This is a genomic window from Arthrobacter pascens (genome assembly GCF_030816475.1).
GTDB classification, from domain to species: Bacteria; Actinomycetota; Actinomycetes; order Actinomycetales; family Micrococcaceae; genus Arthrobacter; species Arthrobacter pascens_B.
Map to the genome: position 1 here is coordinate 2,507,099 of NZ_JAUSXF010000001.1, position 17,293 is coordinate 2,524,391.

The following is a 17,293-nucleotide window of genomic DNA, read 5'->3' on the forward strand; positions in this document are numbered from 1 at the left end:
CTAGTAGTTTGCTGCATTGGTTAAGTTGTTGTGGAGATGAACGTCAGGGGTTCATCCCGCGTCAGAGAACGGCGATGGCACGGTCGTTGGGCGCCACCGGCGCGGGCAGGATGGTGCTGCCCATCAGGAACTTGTCCACCGCTGCGGCGCATGCCCGGCCTTCGGCGATCGCCCACACAATGAGCGACTGCCCGCGGCCGGCGTCGCCGGCCACGAAGATGCCCTCGGTGTTGGTCATGTAGTAGCCGTCGCGTGATACGTTGCCGCGTCCATCGAACTCAGCGCTGACCTGTTCCGTGATGCCGGCAGGCTCGGCGCCTGTGAAGCCCAGGGACAGGAACACCAGGTCGGCGGGAATGATCCGCTCCGTGCCGGCCTTGGGCAGCCGCTTGCCGTCGACGAACTCGGTTTCGGCAACCTTGACCCCGGTCAGCTTGCCGTTTTCGCCGACGAACTCCACGGTGGAGGCGAGGTATGTGCGTTCGCCGCCTTCCTCGTGGGCGCTGGCAACCTCGAAGAGGGTGGGAAAGGTCGGCCAGGGCTGGTGGCCGGCCCGCTCGATAGGCGGCTGCTTGCCGATGGCCAGGGTGGTGACCGAGGCCGCGCCATGGCGATGGGCAGTTCCGAGGCAGTCCGCGCCGGTGTCGCCGCCGCCGAGGATGATCACGTGCTTGCCGTTGGCGTGGATCTGGTTCTCCACGGACTCCCCTGCCACCACACGGTTGGCCGGTACCAGGTAATCCATGGCGAAGTGGACGCCGTCCAGGTCACGCCCGGGGATGGGCAGGTCCCGCGGCACGGTGGCGCCGGTGCACACCACAACGGCGTCGTACCGGCGGCGAAGCTGCTCCCATGTGACGTCGGTGCCCACAGCCACGCCGGTGCGGAAACGGGTGCCTTCCGCCTTCATCTGTTCGATGCGGCGGTCCACCTGCTCCTTTTCCATCTTGAAGTCGGGGATGCCGTAGCGCAGCAGGCCGCCGATCTTGTCGTCCCGTTCGTACACCGCGACAGTGTGTCCCACCCGGGTGAGCTGTTGCGCTACGGCGAGTCCGGCAGGGCCGGAGCCGACGACGGCGACAGTCTTTCCGGTCAGGCGCGTCGGAGGCAGCGGGTTGACCCAGCCGTTCTCGAACGCCTCGTCGATGATGGAGACTTCCACCTGCTTGATGGTGACTGCCGGCTGGTTGATTCCCAGCACGCAGGAGGCTTCACAGGGAGCAGGGCAGAGCCGGCCGGTGAACTCGGGGAAGTTGTTGGTGGCGTGGAGCCGCTCAATCGCTTCCTCCCCCTTGTCCCGCCACATGAGGTCGTTCCATTCCGGAATCAGGTTGCCCAGCGGGCAGCCCTGGTGGCAGAACGGCACGCCGCAGTCCATGCAGCGGCCTGCCTGCGCCTTCAGGACACCCTTTTCCTGGGCTTCATAGACTTCCTTCCAGTCCATGATGCGGACCGGAACGGGGCGCCGTGGCTGGGTTTCACGCTGGCGTACTTTCAGAAATCCGCGTGGATCAGCCACCGGTCACCTCCAGGATTCGAGACCATACTTCTTCGCCGTCGGGGTCAAGGCCCTCTTCGATGGCGTCAAGACGGGTTTGCAGGACTGCTGCGTAATCGCGCGGCAGCACTTTGGTAATGCGGGCAGCGGTGTCGTCGAAGTTCTCCAACAACCGCCCGGCCAGCAGGGATTCCGTCTCCTCGTAGTGCTTGACCAGGAGGCCGTGGACGATGTCCCGGTCCTCGGCGTCGAGCTCGAGGAGCTGGAGCTCGCCCGACTGCAGGGCATCCTTGTTCACCCGGGTGGTCCGCAGGTCCAGCACGTACGCGGTACCACCGGACATGCCCGCGCCGAAGTTACGGCCGGTGCGGCCGATGATGAGCGTCTGGCCGCCCGTCATGTATTCGCAGCCGTGATCGCCGATGCCTTCGACAACTGCGGTGGCACCGGAGTTCCGGACCAGGAAGCGTTCGCCCACCTGGCCGCGCAGGAACATCTCACCGCTGGTGGCGCCGTAGCCGATCACGTTGCCAGCGATGACGTTGGCTTCGGCCTTGAACACGTTGGTGCGGTCCGGCCGGACGATGATCCGTCCGCCGGAAAGGCCCTTGCCCACGTAGTCGTTGGAGTCGCCGTAGAGCCGCAGCGTGATGCCGGCCGGAAGGAAAGCGCCCAGCGACTGGCCGGCGGTACCGGTCAGCGTGATGTCGATCGTGTCAGTCGCCAGCACGTCGGTGCTGAACGTCTTGGTAACGACGTGGCCCAGCATGGTTCCCACGGAACGGTCGGTGTTGATGACATCCACCGCGATCTTCACGGGGCTGCGGTCGGTCAGCGCTTCGGTGGCCATCGTGATCAGGCGCTGGTCGAAGTGCTTGTCCAGCTCGTGGTTCTGTGAGGTGAGGTTGCGCAGCGGAGCGTCGTCGTCGAACTCAAGACCGTGCAGGATCGGATCGAGGTCCAGTCCGTCGGCCTTCCAGTGGTTGATCGCGTCCCGGGCGTCCAGCATTTCGGCGTGGCCGATTGCCTCCTCCAGGGTGCGGAATCCAAGCTCGGCGAGGATTTCGCGGACTTCCTCGGCAAGGAATTCGAAGAAGTTGACCACGAACTCGGGCTTGCCATTGAAGCGGGCCCGCAGCTCAGGGTTTTGCGTCGCGACGCCCACCGGGCAGGTGTCCAGGTGGCAGACGCGCATCATGATGCAGCCGGACACCACCAGCGGAGCGGTGGCGAAGCCGAACTCCTCGCCGCCCAGCAGCGCGGCAATGACGACGTCGCGTCCGGTCTTGAGCTGTCCGTCCACCTGAACCACCACGCGGTCGCGGAGGCCGTTGAGCATGAGGGTCTGCTGGGTCTCTGCGAGACCCAGCTCCCACGGCACACCCGCATGCTTGAGCGAGTTCAGCGGGGAGGCACCGGTTCCACCGTCGTGTCCGGAAACAAGCACGACGTCGGCCTTCGCCTTGGTGACACCGGCGGCAACTGTGCCGATCCCCACCTCGGAAACGAGCTTGACGTGCACCCGGGCCGAGGGGTTGGCGCGCTTCGCATCGTAAATGAGCTGCGCGAGGTCCTCGATCGAGTAGATGTCGTGGTGCGGGGGCGGCGAGATCAGGCCGACGCCGGGAGTCGAGTGCCGGGTCCGGGCCACCCAAGGGTAGACCTTCTGGGCCATCAGCTGGCCGCCTTCGCCGGGCTTGGCACCCTGCGCCATCTTGATCTGGATGTCGTCAGCGTTGCTCAGGTACAGGCTCGTGACGCCGAAACGGCCGGACGCGATCTGCTTGACGGCAGAGCGCCGCTCCGGGTCCAGGAGGCGGTCCACGTCCTCGCCGCCTTCACCGGTGTTGGACTTGCCGCCCAGCCGGTTCATGGCGATCGCGAGGGTCTCGTGCGCCTCCTTGGAGATGGAGCCGTAGCTCATGGCTCCGGTGGAGAAGCGCTTGACGATGCTGGAGACGGGCTCCACTTCCTCAAGCGGCACTGCAGGACGCTCACCGGTCTTGAACTTGAGCAGCCCACGCAGGGTCATCAGGTTCTCGGACTGGTCGTCCACGCCCTTGGTGTAGGACTTGAAGATGTCGTACCGGCGCTCACGGGTGGCGTGCTGCAGGCGGAAGACGGTCTCCGGGTTGAAGAGGTGCGGCTCGCCATCGCGGCGCCACTGGTACTCGCCGCCGCCCAGGAGCGGGCGGTGCGGCAGTTCGATGCCGCCCTCCGGGTAGGCCATCTGGTGCCGCGCGGAAACTTCCGCCGCAATGACGTCAAGGCCCACGCCGCCAAGCTGCGAGTGCGTCCCGGCGAAGAATTCATCCACCAGTTCCTGCCCGAGGCCCAGGGCCTCGAACGTCTGCGCACCCGTGTAGGACGCCACGGTGGAGATGCCCATCTTGGACATGATCTTCAGGACACCCTTGCCGAGGCCCTTGATGAGGTTGTAGACGCCGTCCTGCGGCGTCACGCCCACCACGTCGCCGCTGCTGATCAGCTGCTCCACGGATTCCATGGCCAGGTAGGGGTTCACGGCGGAAGCCCCGTAACCGACGAGCACTGCAACGTGGTGCGTCTCGCGGACGTCGCCGGCCTCGACCACCAGGGCGGTCTTGGTGCGGTTGGCGCTGCGCAGCAGGTGGTGGTGCACGGCGCTGACCAGGAGCAGGGACGGGATGGGCGCCCACTGCGCGTTGGAGTCACGGTCGGAGAGCACAACGTACTGGACGCCACGGTTGATGGCGCCGGACACCTGCTCGCAGATTTCGGTGAGCCGGGCCCGGAGCGCGTTCTCGCCGCCCTCGGGGCGGTAGAGTCCGCGGACCTTCATGGCGACCTTGTCGCCGTCGGCGTTTTCAATGTTGGCGATCTTCGCCAGCTGGTCGTTGTTGATGACGGGGAACGGCAGCGAAACCTGCGGCTGGCGGACCTGCTTGGTGTCCAGCAGGTTGCCGTTCGGACCGATGGCGCACGTCAGGGACGTGACCAGCTCTTCACGGATGGCATCCAGGGGCGGGTTGGTCACCTGGGCGAAGGACTGCACGAAGTAGTCGAAGAGCAGGCGCGGACGCTTGGACAGCACAGCCACGGGGGTATCTGAGCCCATGGCACCCAGCGGCTCGGCACCGGTGCGGGCCATCGGACCGAGGAGGATCCTCAGCTCTTCCGTGGTGTAGCCGAAGGTGCGCTGGCGGATGTTCACGGAGGCGGCGGTGTGGACCACGTGCTCGCGTTCGGGAAGGTCGTTGAGGTCGATGAGGTTGTCCTTGACCCATTCGGCCCAGGGGTTGGCCGCGGCGACGTCGGCCTTGACCTCTTCGTCGTCGATGATCCGGCCGGCGTCGGTGTCCACGAGGAACATCTTGCCCGGCGAGACGCGGCCCTTCTTGACCACCTTGGAGGGCTCGACGTCGATCACGCCCACCTCGGAGGCGAACACGACCAGTCCGTCCTCGGTGATCCAGTACCGTCCCGGGCGGAGGCCGTTGCGGTCCAGGGTGGCACCCACCAGGTTGCCGTCGGTGAAGGAGACGGCGGCCGGGCCGTCCCACGGTTCCATCAGCAGCGAGTGGTACTCATAAAATGCGCGCCGCGCAGGATCCATGGTGGCGTGGTTTTCCCAGGCCTCCGGGATCATCATCATGATCGAGTGCGTGATCGGCCGGCCGGAAAGCCACAGCAGTTCCGCTACCTCGTCGAAGGACGCCGAGTCTGATGCCCCGGGCGTGCAGATGGGGTACAGCTCTTCCGGGGAGTCGCCCAGCAGCGGGTTGGCAAGCTGGGACTGGCGGGCACGCATCCAGTTGCGGTTGCCCTTGACGGTGTTGATTTCACCGTTGTGGGCAATGGTGCGGAACGGCTGGGCCAGCGGCCAGGACGGGAAGGTGTTGGTGGAGAAGCGGGAGTGCACGATCGCCAGCTTGGTCTTGAACCGCTTGTCCGAAAGGTCCGGGTAGAACGGCTCCAGCTGGGCAGTGGTGAGCATGCCCTTGTAGACGATGGTGCGGGAGGACAGCGACGGGAAGTACACGCCGAACTTGTTCTGCGCACGCTTGCGGATCCGCCAGGCCCGGGAATCGAGTTCGTTCCGGTCAAGTTCCTCACCGGTGGCGGAGGCCAGGAACGGCTGGGAGAAATACGGCATGCAGGCACGCGCCATGGCGCCGACGAGGTCCGCGACAACGGGCACTTCGCGCCAGCCAAGGACAACCAGGCCCTCGTCGGCGGCCAGGCCCTCGATACCGGCCTTCGCGGCGTCGGCTTCGCGCCGCTCCGCTGGCAGGAATGCCGTACCTGCCACGAATTGGCCCGGTGCGGGAAGTTCGAATTCGGTGACGGCACGGAAGAACTCATCCGGGATCTGCATCAGGAGGCCGGCACCGTCACCGGTTCCTTCGTCGGCGCCCACGGCGCCACGGTGCTCCAGGTTGCGCAGGGCAGTCAGTGCGGCGTCAACAATGTCGTAACCGGGCTCGCCGCGGAGGGTGGCAATGATCGCAAGACCGCAGGCGTCCTTCTCCTGCTCGGGGTTGTAGAGCCCACGGGCCTCCGGCAGGGCCGCGAAGCGCTTGAACGGCGACATGGCAGCCTCAGGCTGGTCCGGTTCAGACCAACTGGGAGTGTGAAGAGTTTGGGTCATGGGAGACGTCCTTCCTCCTGATCGTGCGTATGGAAGGGACACCGTTGGCCCCACTGAGAGCGCCTTTGTGACCGGCACAACAAAGTGTTAATTACAGGAAATTGTAGGCCAGCCGGGCCTGCTGAACTAACAGTTACGCAGACCCGTGACCCGGACTTGACCGGTCAGCAGCTCTTGCTGTCCGGGTTCAGCCCCGATGCCACGACGTTGTGGTGTGGGCGCTTCGAGCGGTAACTCTGCTGCCCATGACTCGGCTGCGTGCTACTTGGAAGTGCCCGCCTCCGGCGCGGATCCTGTGGCCTTGTGGCCGGAATTTCCGGCGGCTGGCGAATCCGTAACGGACTCGTTGCCCGCTGGAGTTGCCAGCACCTCTTCTGTGGGGGCAGAAGGGTGGCCGGAACCGCTGTGGTTATCAGGGAGATTATCACGCGATTCACTATCTGAGACAACGGCGTCCGCATCCCGGACTGACTTGTCATCTGCGTTTTCGTCGCCACCGGCAGGCTCGTGACCCGCCAGGTAGGGGCTGTCGGGCTCCGTCCGGCCCCTCATTCCGAGCAGGACAAAGACGGCCAGCGCCACGACGAACACCAGGATGCTGGTCCACACGTTCAGCCTTGCAGTTACGCCGAACAGGCTGATCTGCTCCGCATCGTCGATCCGCATGGCTTCGATCCAGACCCGGCCCAGCGTGTAGTACATGGCGTAGAGCCAGAACAGCCGGCCCCGGCGGAAATGGAATCTCCGGTCCAGGGCGAGCAGGATCAGCACCCCGGCAATGTTCCAGAGGGACTCGTAGAGGAATGTCGGGTGGAAGAGCGTGTCCGCCGGCATGCCGGCGGGGAAGTTCGCGTTGTCGGGATCGATCTGCAGGCCCCACGGCAGCGTGGTGGGTCCGCCGAACAGCTCCTGGTTAAAGTAGTTTCCCCAGCGGCCGATGGCCTGCGCCAGGAGCAGGCCCGGCGCTGCGGCGTCAAGGAACGCGGGGAGCTTCACCCCTGCACGGCGGCATCCGATCCAGGCGCCGACCACGCCCAGCACCACCGCGCCCCAGATTCCCAGGCCGCCTTCCCAGATCCTGGGAATGCGTGAGAGATCCCCTGTTCCGTTAAAGCCGGGGCCGAAGTAGGCCTCCGGGGAGGACACCACGTGGTAAAGGCGGCCGCCGATGATGCCGAACGGAATCGCCCAGATGACGATGTCCCACACGCTGCCTTCGGGTGCTCCGCGCCGCGCCCAGCGGATGGAGGTGAGCCACAGGCCCACGACGATGCCCAGCAGGATGCACAGGGCATAGGCGTGGATCCGCAGTGAACCCCACGGCAGCGGGATGTCGAAGCCGGACCAGTCCGGGCTGGGGATGCTCGCGGGGACCAGTGCCGCCGCCGAGAGGAGGGTTTGCATGTGGCTAGGCTTCTTCCCTGACGAGTCCGGCGCTGAGTTCCTTGGTAAGCTGTGCGACTGCCGGGACCCCGCCGTCGCGGATGGCTGCTACCAGCGCGGTACCGACGATGACGCCGTCGGCATAGGCGCCGATCTCGCGGACGTGCCCGGCATTGGAAACACCGAGCCCCACGCACACGCGCTCGGCGCCTGCCGCCCGCGTGTCAGCCACCAGCTTTTCGGCGCTGCTGCTGACCGCCTGCCGGGTACCGGTGATGCCCATGATGGAGACTGCGTAGACAAAGCCGCGGCTTGCCTTGACCGTCATGGCCAGGCGCTCCGGAGAGGAGGACGGAGCCACCAGGAAAACCCGGTCCAGTCCGTACTTGTCCGAGGCCGCGAACCATTCGGATGCTTCATCCGGGATGAGGTCAGGGGTAATGAGTCCCGCTCCCCCGGCCTCGGCCAGCCGGCGGGAGAACTCGTCCACGCCCATCCTGACCACGGGGTTCCAGTACGTCATCACCAGCACGGCGACGTCGGTGGCTGCGGTAATGCCCGCGACAATATCGAATACGCTCGCCACCCGGAAGCCGCCGGCGATGGCCTCCGTGGTGGCAGCCTGGATCACGGGTCCGTCCATGACGGGATCGGAGTAGGGGATGCCGATCTCGATCAGGTCCGCGCCGTTCTCCGCCATGGCGATGCCCGCGTCGATGGTGGACTGGACGTCCGGGTACCCGGCGGGCAGGTAGCACACCAGGGCCGGTCGTCCGGCGTCACGGGCACGGTCGATGGCGGCTGCTGACTTGCTGGCCGTCTGTTCAGTCATCACTTCTGGTCCTCGTTGCTTTCAGCGCCGGACGCGTTGCGTGCTGCTGGAACGCTGGTGGCGGGAACGGCTTCGGTTTCTGCCCTGTCCGACGGTCCCTTGGGCTTGCGGGTTGAGAGGTTGGTGCCCTTGACCTTGCCCTCTTCATCCAGCATGTTGAACCATTCGGCGGCGGTCTCCACGTCCTTGTCGCCGCGGCCGGAGAGGTTGACGATGACCACGGTTTCGGACGGGTCTGCCTTGCCCTCAGTAAGGCGCCGTCCCACTTTAATGGCGCCGGCAAGTGCGTGCGAGGACTCGATGGCCGGAATGATGCCCTCTGTCCGGCAGAGCAGCCTGAACGCGTCCATGGCTTCGCTGTCAGTGATGGGCTCGTAGGTGACGCGGCCGATGTCCGCCAGGTAGGCGTGCTCAGGTCCAACGCCGGGGTAGTCCAGTCCCGCGGAAATCGAGTGTGACTCGATGGTTTGGCCGTCGTCGTCCTGCATCAGGTAGGAGCGCGCGCCGTGCAGTACTCCGGGTTTGCCCAGGGTGATGGTGGCTGCGTGCCGTCCTGTGTCCACGCCGTCGCCGCCGGCCTCAAAGCCGTAGATCCTGACAGAAGGATCGTCCAGGAAACCGTGGAAGATGCCGATCGCGTTGGAGCCGCCACCAATGCAGGCGCAGACGGCGTCGGGAAGCTTGCCCGTCTGCTCCAGGATCTGGGCCCGGGCCTCCTCCCCGATGACTTCGTGGAAGAAACGCACCATGGCGGGGAACGGATGCGCACCGGCCGCCGTGCCCAGCAGGTAGTGGGTGGTGTCCACGTTGCTGACCCAGTCCCGGAGGGCGTCGTTGATGGCGTCTTTCAGCGTCTGGGAGCCGTTCACGACCGGGATCACAGTTGCACCGAGGAGCTGCATCCGGGCCACGTTGAGCGCCTGGCGGCGGCAGTCCTCAGCGCCCATGTACACCACGCACTCAAGGCCCAGCAGTGCAGCGGCGGTGGCGCTGGCCACGCCGTGCTGCCCGGCGCCGGTCTCGGCGATGACCCTGGTCTTGCCCATGCGCTTGGCGAGCAGCGCCTGCCCGAGCACATTGTTGATCTTGTGCGATCCGGTGTGGTTCAGGTCCTCGCGCTTGAGGAAGATCCGTGCCCCGCCGGCGTGCTCCGAGAAGCGCTTGGCCTCGGTCAGGAGGGAGGGCCTGCCGGAGTAGTTCTTGTTGAGGTCGGCGATCTGGGCCAGGAACTCGGGATCGGCCTTGGCCTTTTCAAAGGTGTCTTCGAGCTCGTCCAGGGCGGCGATGAGGGATTCCGGCATCCAGCGTCCGCCGTAGCCGCCGAAGTAGGGCCCGGGGGCGTGCTTGAGGGAGCCGGCCTGCAGGAATGCGTCCGCGGCGTTGTTGTCAGCGTTCCCTGAGGGTGCGTCAACCATCAGTCTCACCGTCCTGTTCCAGTTGGTCGTTCAGAAGTGTGGTGCTGCCGGCCCGCAATGCAGGCCAGCTGCGAAGGCCTAGGCTCGTGCTGCGATGGCGGCAGCGCCCGCCGCGGTGAATTCGGCAATCCGCTCACGGGGAGTGGAGTGGCTGACGAGGGCTTCGCCCACCAAAATGGCGTTGGCGCCGGCCGCAGCGTAATGGGTCACGTCGTCCACGCCGCGCACGCCGGATTCGGCGATCACCAGCGACTCGGCCGGAATCAATCCGGCGAGGGAGGCAAAAATGGAACGGTCGACGTCGAGCGTCTTCAGATTGCGCACGTTCACGCCGATGATCCGTGCCTCGGCGGCTACGGCGCGCTCGATTTCCTCTTCGGTGTGCGTTTCCACGAGGACGTTCATGCCCAGCTCGCGGCTGAGCGCGCTGAAGTCCTGGAGCTGCGCATCCGAAAGCGCGGCCACGATCAGCAGGATCAGGTCAGCGCCATGCGCCCGGGCCTCCCAGATCTGGTACTCGTCCAGTGTGAAGTCCTTGCGCAGCAGCGGGACGTCAACCCTGGCACGGACGGCGTCCAGATCCGCCAGGGAACCATTGAACCGCCGCCTTTCGGTGAGGACGCTGATGACTGCGGCGCGCGCCGTCGGCATACTGCTCCGCGAGCGAGGCCGGATCCACGATGGTGGCCAGATCTCCCTTTGACGGGCTGCGCCGCTTGATCTCGGCGATGACCTTGAGCTGGTCCCGTCGGGGCGATGGCCCGCCGAGTGCTGCCCACGCGTCGCGTGCGGGGGCGGCCGCCAGGGCCCGGTCCTTCAGTTCTGCCAGCGAAACGAGCTGCTTCCTTGCCTCCATATCCTCCCTGACACCGGCGTTGATGTCATCGAGAACAGTCGCCATCAGTGGCCGGAGTTCTTGAGCTTGCTGCCTTCGACGCCGTAGCCTGCCTTGCGCATGATGTAGCCGGCGATGAGGCCGAGGACCATGACTACCGCGCCGGCAATGAAGATCGGGGTGCTGGCGATGACAAAGGCGATGGAAGCGATCAAGGCACCGACCAGCATCACTATCACGCAGGTCCAGGCAGCCGGGCTGTTGCCGTGGCCGAGTTCCTGGCTGTGGTCAACGCCGTGGCGGACAACGGACTCCGGGGCGGTCTTGGATGCGGATGCAGGTGCTTTGCTCATGTGAATCTCCTCAGGATGAATGCTGCTTACATTCTGCCATTTTTTGATTGCCCTCCGCTTATCGGCAGCCCGTGGCATGCGGAGAGCCGGCGGGGTCAGGTCGGATCGTCACCGCGGGAGAGCCGGTCCCAGCTCTCGATTTCATCCACCGGTCCGGCAGCGGCCGGCACGCTGCCCGCCACGTCATATTTGGTGCGGGACTTCCAATGCCGGCCCGCGGGGATGATCAGCAGGGCGCTCAGCGCCAGCAGGGAACCGGCGACGACGGCGAGGGCCGGGTAGGCGGTCAGGGTCACCTGAGCGTTGCTTCCGCTGATCCCGGTGGCAGCGGCGATGGAGCCTTGCGCGGCTGACAGCGGGTCTGCCAGAACAGTGGCGGCCGCAGCGATGATGCCAGCGGAGGCCAGGACAATGATGGCCGTGGTGATCCACCGCGCGATCCTCCCGGCGATGGACGCGGCCAGCCCGCCCGCAAGTGCAACGAGGGCCAGTGCCGTCACCGCGGTGGCAGCCTTGCTGCCCTGGACCTGGAGTGCGTTCCGCGCGGCCTGGCCGACCTGGTCAGCGTCCAGGGTGACAGTGATCCAGGTCTGCGTGGTGGTGCCGAACACCGCCAGGGCCAGGAGTGCGATCAGGAGCACCAGGGTTGATTTCCGCGCCCACCGGGGAACGGAGGGGCTGGTGCTCCTGACCGTGGTGCCGTCGCTCATCGGTTCCCTGTCGCGGCGTCGGGAAGCGACCCCGCGTCTGGGAGCGAATCGGCGTCGGGAAGCGAGTCGGCGGAAATGTTGTGCAGCGAGCCTGCCGTGTGGACGGCCCGGAGCGGAGCGGCCGCTTTGTTCACGGTTTCCAGGGCCTCCGTGGGGTTGACTGAGTCAGCCACGATGCCGCCGCCGGCCTGCACATATGCGCGTCCTTCCCGAAGCAGTGCGGAACGGATGGCGATGGCCATATCCATGTCGCCCGCAAAGTCCAGGTAGCCCACGACGCCGCCGTAGACGCCCCGCCGGTGGGGCTCGAGCTCATCCAGCAGGCGCAGGGCCCGGGGCTTCGGGGCGCCTGAAAGGGTTCCGGCGGGGAACGTGGCTTTCAGGACGTCGTAGGCGTTGGCCTTCGGTGACAGCCTGCCCACCACGGTGGACACGAGGTGCATGATGTGGCTGAACCGCTCCACCTCCATAAACTGCGTGACGTCTACGGTTCCCGCCACGCAGACCTTGGACAGGTCGTTGCGGGAAAGATCCACCAGCATCAGGTGCTCTGCGCGTTCCTTCTGGTCAGCCAGGAGTTCCTCGGCCAGGGCCTTGTCCCCTTCGACGGTTTTGCCGCGGGGCCGTGAGCCGGCGATGGGGTGTGTGATGACCTCTTCGCCGGTCACGGTCACGAGCGCCTCGGGTGATGAGCCGACAATTGAGTACTCGCGGCCGTCGGCATCCTCGAGGCTGAAGATGTACATGTAGGGGCTGGGATTGGTGTTCCGGAGGACGCGGTAAACGTCTAGGGGCGAGGCGCCGCATTCCATTTCGAAACGGCGCGAAATCACCACCTGGAACACTTCGCCGTCGACAATTGCCTCCTTGCCCCGGTCCAAGGCGGCCAGGTAGGCAGACTCGTCCCAGCGTTCCTGGACGCTGGAAGCGAAATCAAGGGCGGCCGGCTCCAGCACGGAAACGGGCTGCGCAATCGGGGTGCTGATCTGTGTGAGCAGGGACTTCACCCGCGCCACGGCGTCATGCCAGGCGTCGTCCACCCGGTCTGGGCTGTCATCAAAGTTGATCGCGTTGGCGATGAGCAGCACGGTGCCGTCAACGTTGTCGTGCACAGCCATGTCGGTGACCAGGTTGAGGGCCATTTCCGGAAGCTGGAGGTCATCCTCGGGCGGGCTGGTCAGCCGTTCCCAGTGCCGGACGGTTTCCCAGCCCAGGAAGCCCACCAGTCCCGAGGTAAACGGCGGGAGCCCGTCAAACCTGTCGGTTCGCAGTGCCTCGACGGTGTCCCGGATGGCGTCGACGGGGTTGCCGTCCACGGGGACGCCCACAGGAGGCTGCCCCAACCAGTGCGCGCTGCCGTCCTTGGTGGTAAGCGTGGCACGGGATTTTGCGCCGATGAACGAATACCGTGACCACGCCCCGCCCACGGCCGCCGATTCCATCAGGAAGGTTCCCGGCTGCCCCTGCGCCAGCTTCCGGTAGAGACCTATGGGCGTCTCGGCGTCCGCCAGCACTTTAAGCCGGACGGGGATGACACGGCTGCTGCCGGCGAGTTCGCGGAACTCCTCGAGGCCCGGGCTGATGATTCCAAGGTCCTGCATGGCTATGCTTTTCCGCCTGTTCTTGTGCGGCGCCGGTCTGGGGGCGCCGGTATTGGTGCTGCCTGAAAGTGTGGAGGCCTGCCCGCCAGGCTCAGAGGGCCTGGCCGGCGGTGCCGGTGTTTGCTGTGCTGACCTGCAGTTCCCTGCCGTCGAAGCAGGTGCGGGTGCCGGTGTGGCAGGCTGCGCCTACCTGGTCTACGCGGATAAGGAGGGCATCGCCGTCGCAGTCCATGGCCACTGACTTGACCCATTGGACGTGCCCGGAGGTGTCCCCCTTGCGCCAGTACTCCTGCCGGGACCGCGAGTAGAACGTGACGCGCCCGGTGGTCATGGTGCGGTTTAGGGCTTCGTCATCCATCCAGCCGAGCATCAGCACTTCGTTCGTATCGAATTGCTGGACCACGGCGGCCACCAGTCCGGCGCTGTCACGCTTCAGTGCGGCTGCGACACTCGCGGGCAGCGGGCTGGCGAGCGGGCTTGCGGAGCGCGCTTCGGCCGGCAGGCCGCCAGGGCCTGCGGGCAGGGCGGAAGCGGGTGCGGGGGCGGGGGCGGGCTGCTCAGACATCAGACCAAGTCTAGTGCCTCCGAAGGGGCCGGTAAGGAGTGTGAACAAGCGCACGGTTTCGGTGGCGGTTCTGCTGCCCAACTCCGGCGGTGTCGTGCTACTTTCACAAGTGATGCATTTCGTCGAACCGTCCCGAGAAGTCCTGGCCGAAACCCTGCTGGCGGCCGGTCCTGATGCCCCCACGCTCTGCCGCGGCTGGCGCACCAGGGACCTTGCCGCGCACCTTTACCTGCGTGAACGCAAGGCGGCGGTGGGGCTTGGCCTCATCATCAAGAGCCTTGCCAAGGCCTCGGACAAGGCGACTGCCAAACTCGCCGCGAAACTGAAAACGGCTGATGACTACGCCAGGCTGGTCAATACTTTCCGCGCCGGCCCGCCTGCCCTGTCGCCCATGAACATCAAAGCCCTGGACGAGAGCTCCAACCTGACCGAATACTTCGTCCACACGGAGGACGTCCGGAGGGCTGTTGACCGCTGGGCGCCGCGCGCGCTGGACGAGGCCTACTCGGAAGCCCTCTGGGACGAGCTGATCAAGCGTGCGGCCATCCTCTACCGCGGAGTGGACCTGGGCATCGTGCTGGTGCGTCCTTCGGGGCCCCGGCACGTGGCGAAGCGCGCCCCTGTATCCGTGGCGATTGTCGGCGAGCCGGGCGAACTGCTGATGCACGCCCACGGACGGACCCGCCATGCGTTGGTCACCTTCGAAGGCCAGCCCGACGCCGTCGCGCTTCTCCAGTCAGCAGAAGTCGGCCTCTAACACAGCAACGCGGGGTCACTTTAGGCCCATAATCCCTCTGGGGATGGGCCTTAAGTGACCCCGCGTTGCTTCAGCGGACTTCGAAACCTGCGTCCCGGATGGCCCGCTTAACCTGGGACATCATGTCATCAGGGCCCCAGTGGAAGATGGACGCCGCGAGCACGGCGTCAGCTCCGGCGGCAACGGCCGGCGGGAAGTGGGCCGGCTCCCCTGCTCCGCCGGACGCGATGATCGGGACTTTCACGGCGGCCCTGACCAGCCGGATCAGCTCCAGGTCAAAGCCGTCCTTCGTGCCGTCGGCGTCGATGGAATTCAGGAGGATCTCACCCACGCCGCGGTCTGCGGCTTCCCTGGCCCACTCGATGGCGTCTATCCCCGTGCCGGTCCGCCCGCCGTGGGTGGTGACTTCAAAGCCCGACGGCGTGGGTTCGGATCCGGGGCGGGTGCGGCGTGCATCTACGGACAGGACCAGCACCTGCGAGCCGAAGTGCCGGGTGATCTCGTCGATGACATCCGGGCGCGCTACGGCAGCCGTGTTGATGGAGGCCTTGTCCGCTCCGAAGCGCAGAAGCTTGTCCACCTCTGCCACGCCGCGGACGCCGCCGCCCACCGTCAGGGGGATGAAGACTTCCTCGGCCGTCCGGCGGACGACGTCGAAGGTGGTTTCGCGGTTGCCGGAGGACGCCGTGACGTCAAGGAAGGTCAGTTCGTCGGCGCCGGCGTTGTCGTAGCGGTGTGCCAGTTCCACGGGATCCCCGGCGTCCCGCAGTCCCTCGAAATTGACACCCTTCACGACCCGGCCCGCGTCGACGTCGAGGCACGGAATGACACGTACAGCTACAGCCATGGGTACTCCTGAATTCTGTGTGGAAACGGCGGCGCGAGCTGAACGTCTGCTCAGATGCGGCAGGCGTGGATGCTGCTGACCAGGATGGCGCGGGCGCCCAGGTCGTAAAGCTCATCCATGATCCGGTTGGTTTCCTTCTTGGGAACCATGGACCGGACGGCCACCCAATCGGAATCGCGCAACGGCGAGACGGTGGGCGATTCCAGGCCCGGGGTCAGGCCGGCGGCCTGCTCCACGAGCTCCTTGCGGATGTCATAGTCCATCAGGACATACTGGCGTGCAACCAGCACACCCTGCAGCCGGCGGATGAGCACTTCAATCTCTTTGACCGTGCCGTTCGCGGCACCGCCCTCCCCCGTGCGGCGGATCAGGACCGCCTCGGACTTCAGGATGGGGTCGCCGAAGATTTCCATGCCTGCGGCTTTGAGCGTGCTGCCGGTCTCCACCACATCGGCGATGGCGTCCGCGACGCCGAGCCGTACAGATGATTCAACGGCGCCGTCGAGGCGGACAACCTTGGCGTTGATCCCCCGCTCGGCCAGGTAGCCGCGAAGGAGGCCGTCATAGCTGGTGGCCAGCCGTTTGCCTTCAAGTTCCTCCACCTTGGCAAAGTCGCCTACCGGTCCGGCGAAGCGGAACGTTGACGCGGCGAACCCGAGCGGAAGCAGTTCTTCCGCTTCCACCTCGGCGTCCAGCAGCAGGTCACGGCCGGTGATGCCGACGTCGAGCGTTCCCTGCCCGACGTAGACGGCGATGTCGCGCGGACGGAGGAAGAAGAACTCAATATCGTTGTCCGGGTCCACCATGACCAGCTCGCGGGTGTCGCGGCGCTGGCGGTAGCCGGCTTCGGACAGCATTTCGGAGGCGGCTTCGGACAGGGAGCCCTTGTTGGGTACGGCTACTCGGAGCATGAGGGTCTTTCTTGGTTGGGAGGTCTTTTGATCAGGCAAACGGGCCACACGGGGCACCGGCAGAGTTGTCTGTCCGCCCGGGGTGCCGCAGTGGCTACAGATGCTTGTAGACGTCTTCCAGGGTCAGCCCTTTGGCGAGCATCAGGACCTGCAGGTGGTAGAGCAACTGGGAGATCTCCTCGGCCGCGGCCTCGTCCGATTCATACTCGGCGGCCATCCATACTTCGGCTGCTTCCTCCACGACTTTCTTGCCGATGCCGTGGACTCCGGACTCCAATTCAGCGACGGTGCGGGAGCCTGCCGGACGGGTGGCTGCCTTCTCACTCAGCTCAGCGAACAGCGTCTCGAAATTCTTCACGCCCTCCAGCCTACTTGCTGCGGGCCCGGGGGCGCCTGTTCGCCCGTTTCCATGACGGGCGCGGTGTGAGGCAACACACACCGCGCCCCGGCAGCTTGCCGCAACCTACCTGCCGTACTGCTTCAGCACCACGGCGGTGGCGAGTGCGGCCGTGACAGCCTCGTGGCCCTTGTCTTCGCTGGACCCCGGCAGACCGGCCCGGTCCAGGCCCTGCTGTTCGGTATCGCACGTGAGGACTCCGAAGCCAACCGGGACCCCGGTGGAGACGCTGACGTCGGTCAGGCCCGACGTCGCTGCCTGGCAGACGTACTCGAAGTGCGGCGTTCCGCCGCGGATGACGACGCCGAGGGCCACTACCGCGTCAAAGTGCGGCGCAAGCCGCGCGGCGGCGACAGGAAGCTCGAAGCTTCCGGGCACCCGAAGGACTGTGGGTTCGCTGATTCCGGCATCCTTCGCGGCGCGCAGGGCGCCGTCCAGGAGGCCGTCCATGATCTGGGTGTGCCAGCTGGCGGCAACAATGGCCAGCCTGAGCTGCGACGTTTCAGCCGGGTTGAGGGTGGTGAGGTCGATATCTGGTGCGCCGTGTCCGCTCATGCGT

General features: G+C 65.9%; 14 protein-coding genes and 1 pseudogene. 1 reads left to right on the forward strand and 14 read right to left on the reverse strand.

Going from position 1 to position 17,293, the window contains the following annotated elements:
- Positions 1-61: 61 nt before the first annotated feature.
- The 10 genes and pseudogenes from QFZ40_RS11520 to hisI form a co-directional block, all read right to left on the reverse strand.
- Entirely contained in the window at positions 62-1,519 is a 1,458-nt protein-coding gene (locus QFZ40_RS11520) for a glutamate synthase subunit beta (RefSeq protein ID WP_306904503.1), read from the reverse strand.
- Complete coding sequence (gene gltB, locus QFZ40_RS11525) at positions 1,512-6,128, reverse strand: glutamate synthase large subunit (protein WP_306904504.1); 4,617 nt, start codon at positions 6,126-6,128, stop codon at positions 1,512-1,514. Before gltB ends, QFZ40_RS11520 begins: the two co-directional genes overlap by 8 nt.
- A gap of 261 nt (positions 6,129-6,389) precedes the next feature.
- Positions 6,390-7,532: a prolipoprotein diacylglyceryl transferase gene (gene lgt, locus QFZ40_RS11530; RefSeq protein WP_306904505.1), complete on the reverse strand. Its 1,143-nt coding sequence runs from the start codon at positions 7,530-7,532 to the stop codon at positions 6,390-6,392.
- 4 nt (positions 7,533-7,536) lie between these two features.
- Positions 7,537-8,343, reverse strand: coding sequence for a tryptophan synthase subunit alpha (trpA, locus tag QFZ40_RS11535; RefSeq protein WP_306904506.1), 807 nt, complete (start codon positions 8,341-8,343; stop codon positions 7,537-7,539).
- Positions 8,343-9,758, reverse strand: a complete 1,416-nt coding sequence (trpB, locus tag QFZ40_RS11540) for a tryptophan synthase subunit beta (RefSeq protein WP_306904507.1) — start codon at positions 9,756-9,758, stop codon at positions 8,343-8,345. The genes trpA and trpB overlap by 1 nt, the downstream gene beginning before the upstream one ends.
- Positions 9,759-9,836: 78 nt before the next feature.
- A pseudogene (trpC, locus tag QFZ40_RS11545) lies at positions 9,837-10,659 on the reverse strand (indole-3-glycerol phosphate synthase TrpC).
- Positions 10,659-10,946 (reverse strand): HGxxPAAW family protein, encoded by a 288-nt coding sequence (locus tag QFZ40_RS11550; RefSeq protein WP_306904508.1) that lies wholly within the window; start codon positions 10,944-10,946, stop codon positions 10,659-10,661. Before QFZ40_RS11550 ends, trpC begins: the two are co-directional and overlap by 1 nt.
- Positions 10,947-11,041: 95 nt before the next feature.
- On the reverse strand, positions 11,042-11,656 hold the full coding sequence (locus tag QFZ40_RS11555; RefSeq protein ID WP_306904509.1) for a Trp biosynthesis-associated membrane protein: 615 nt from the start codon (positions 11,654-11,656) through the stop codon (positions 11,042-11,044).
- Complete coding sequence (locus tag QFZ40_RS11560) at positions 11,653-13,257, reverse strand: anthranilate synthase component I (RefSeq protein ID WP_306904510.1); 1,605 nt, start codon at positions 13,255-13,257, stop codon at positions 11,653-11,655. The genes QFZ40_RS11555 and QFZ40_RS11560 overlap by 4 nt, the downstream gene beginning before the upstream one ends.
- A gap of 91 nt (positions 13,258-13,348) precedes the next feature.
- The gene (gene hisI / locus QFZ40_RS11565; protein WP_306904511.1) at positions 13,349-13,822 is read right to left on the reverse strand and encodes a phosphoribosyl-AMP cyclohydrolase; all 474 of its coding nucleotides are present in this window, start codon (positions 13,820-13,822) and stop codon (positions 13,349-13,351) included.
- Positions 13,823-13,934: 112 nt separating this feature from the next.
- Here hisI and QFZ40_RS11570 point away from each other — a divergent pair, with 112 nt between their 5' ends.
- Entirely contained in the window at positions 13,935-14,579 is a 645-nt protein-coding gene (locus tag QFZ40_RS11570; RefSeq protein ID WP_306906902.1) for a TIGR03085 family metal-binding protein, read from the forward strand.
- 70 nt (positions 14,580-14,649) lie between these two features.
- Here the strand turns inward: QFZ40_RS11570 and hisF are convergent, their stop codons facing one another.
- The 4 genes from hisF to ribH form a co-directional block, all read right to left on the reverse strand.
- Positions 14,650-15,426, reverse strand: coding sequence for an imidazole glycerol phosphate synthase subunit HisF (gene hisF, locus QFZ40_RS11575; RefSeq protein ID WP_306904512.1), 777 nt, complete (start codon positions 15,424-15,426; stop codon positions 14,650-14,652).
- A gap of 50 nt (positions 15,427-15,476) precedes the next feature.
- A complete protein-coding gene (gene hisG / locus QFZ40_RS11580) occupies positions 15,477-16,337 on the reverse strand; it encodes an ATP phosphoribosyltransferase (protein WP_306904513.1) in 861 nt (286 codons plus the stop codon).
- Positions 16,338-16,431: 94 nt separating this feature from the next.
- Positions 16,432-16,695 (reverse strand): phosphoribosyl-ATP diphosphatase, encoded by a 264-nt coding sequence (locus tag QFZ40_RS11585; protein WP_028270786.1) that lies wholly within the window; start codon positions 16,693-16,695, stop codon positions 16,432-16,434.
- A gap of 105 nt (positions 16,696-16,800) precedes the next feature.
- Positions 16,801-17,289 carry a 6,7-dimethyl-8-ribityllumazine synthase gene (gene ribH / locus QFZ40_RS11590; RefSeq protein WP_306904515.1) on the reverse strand — a complete coding sequence of 163 codons (489 nt, stop codon included), beginning with the start codon at positions 17,287-17,289 and terminating at the stop codon, positions 16,801-16,803.
- Positions 17,290-17,293 lie beyond the last annotated feature (4 nt).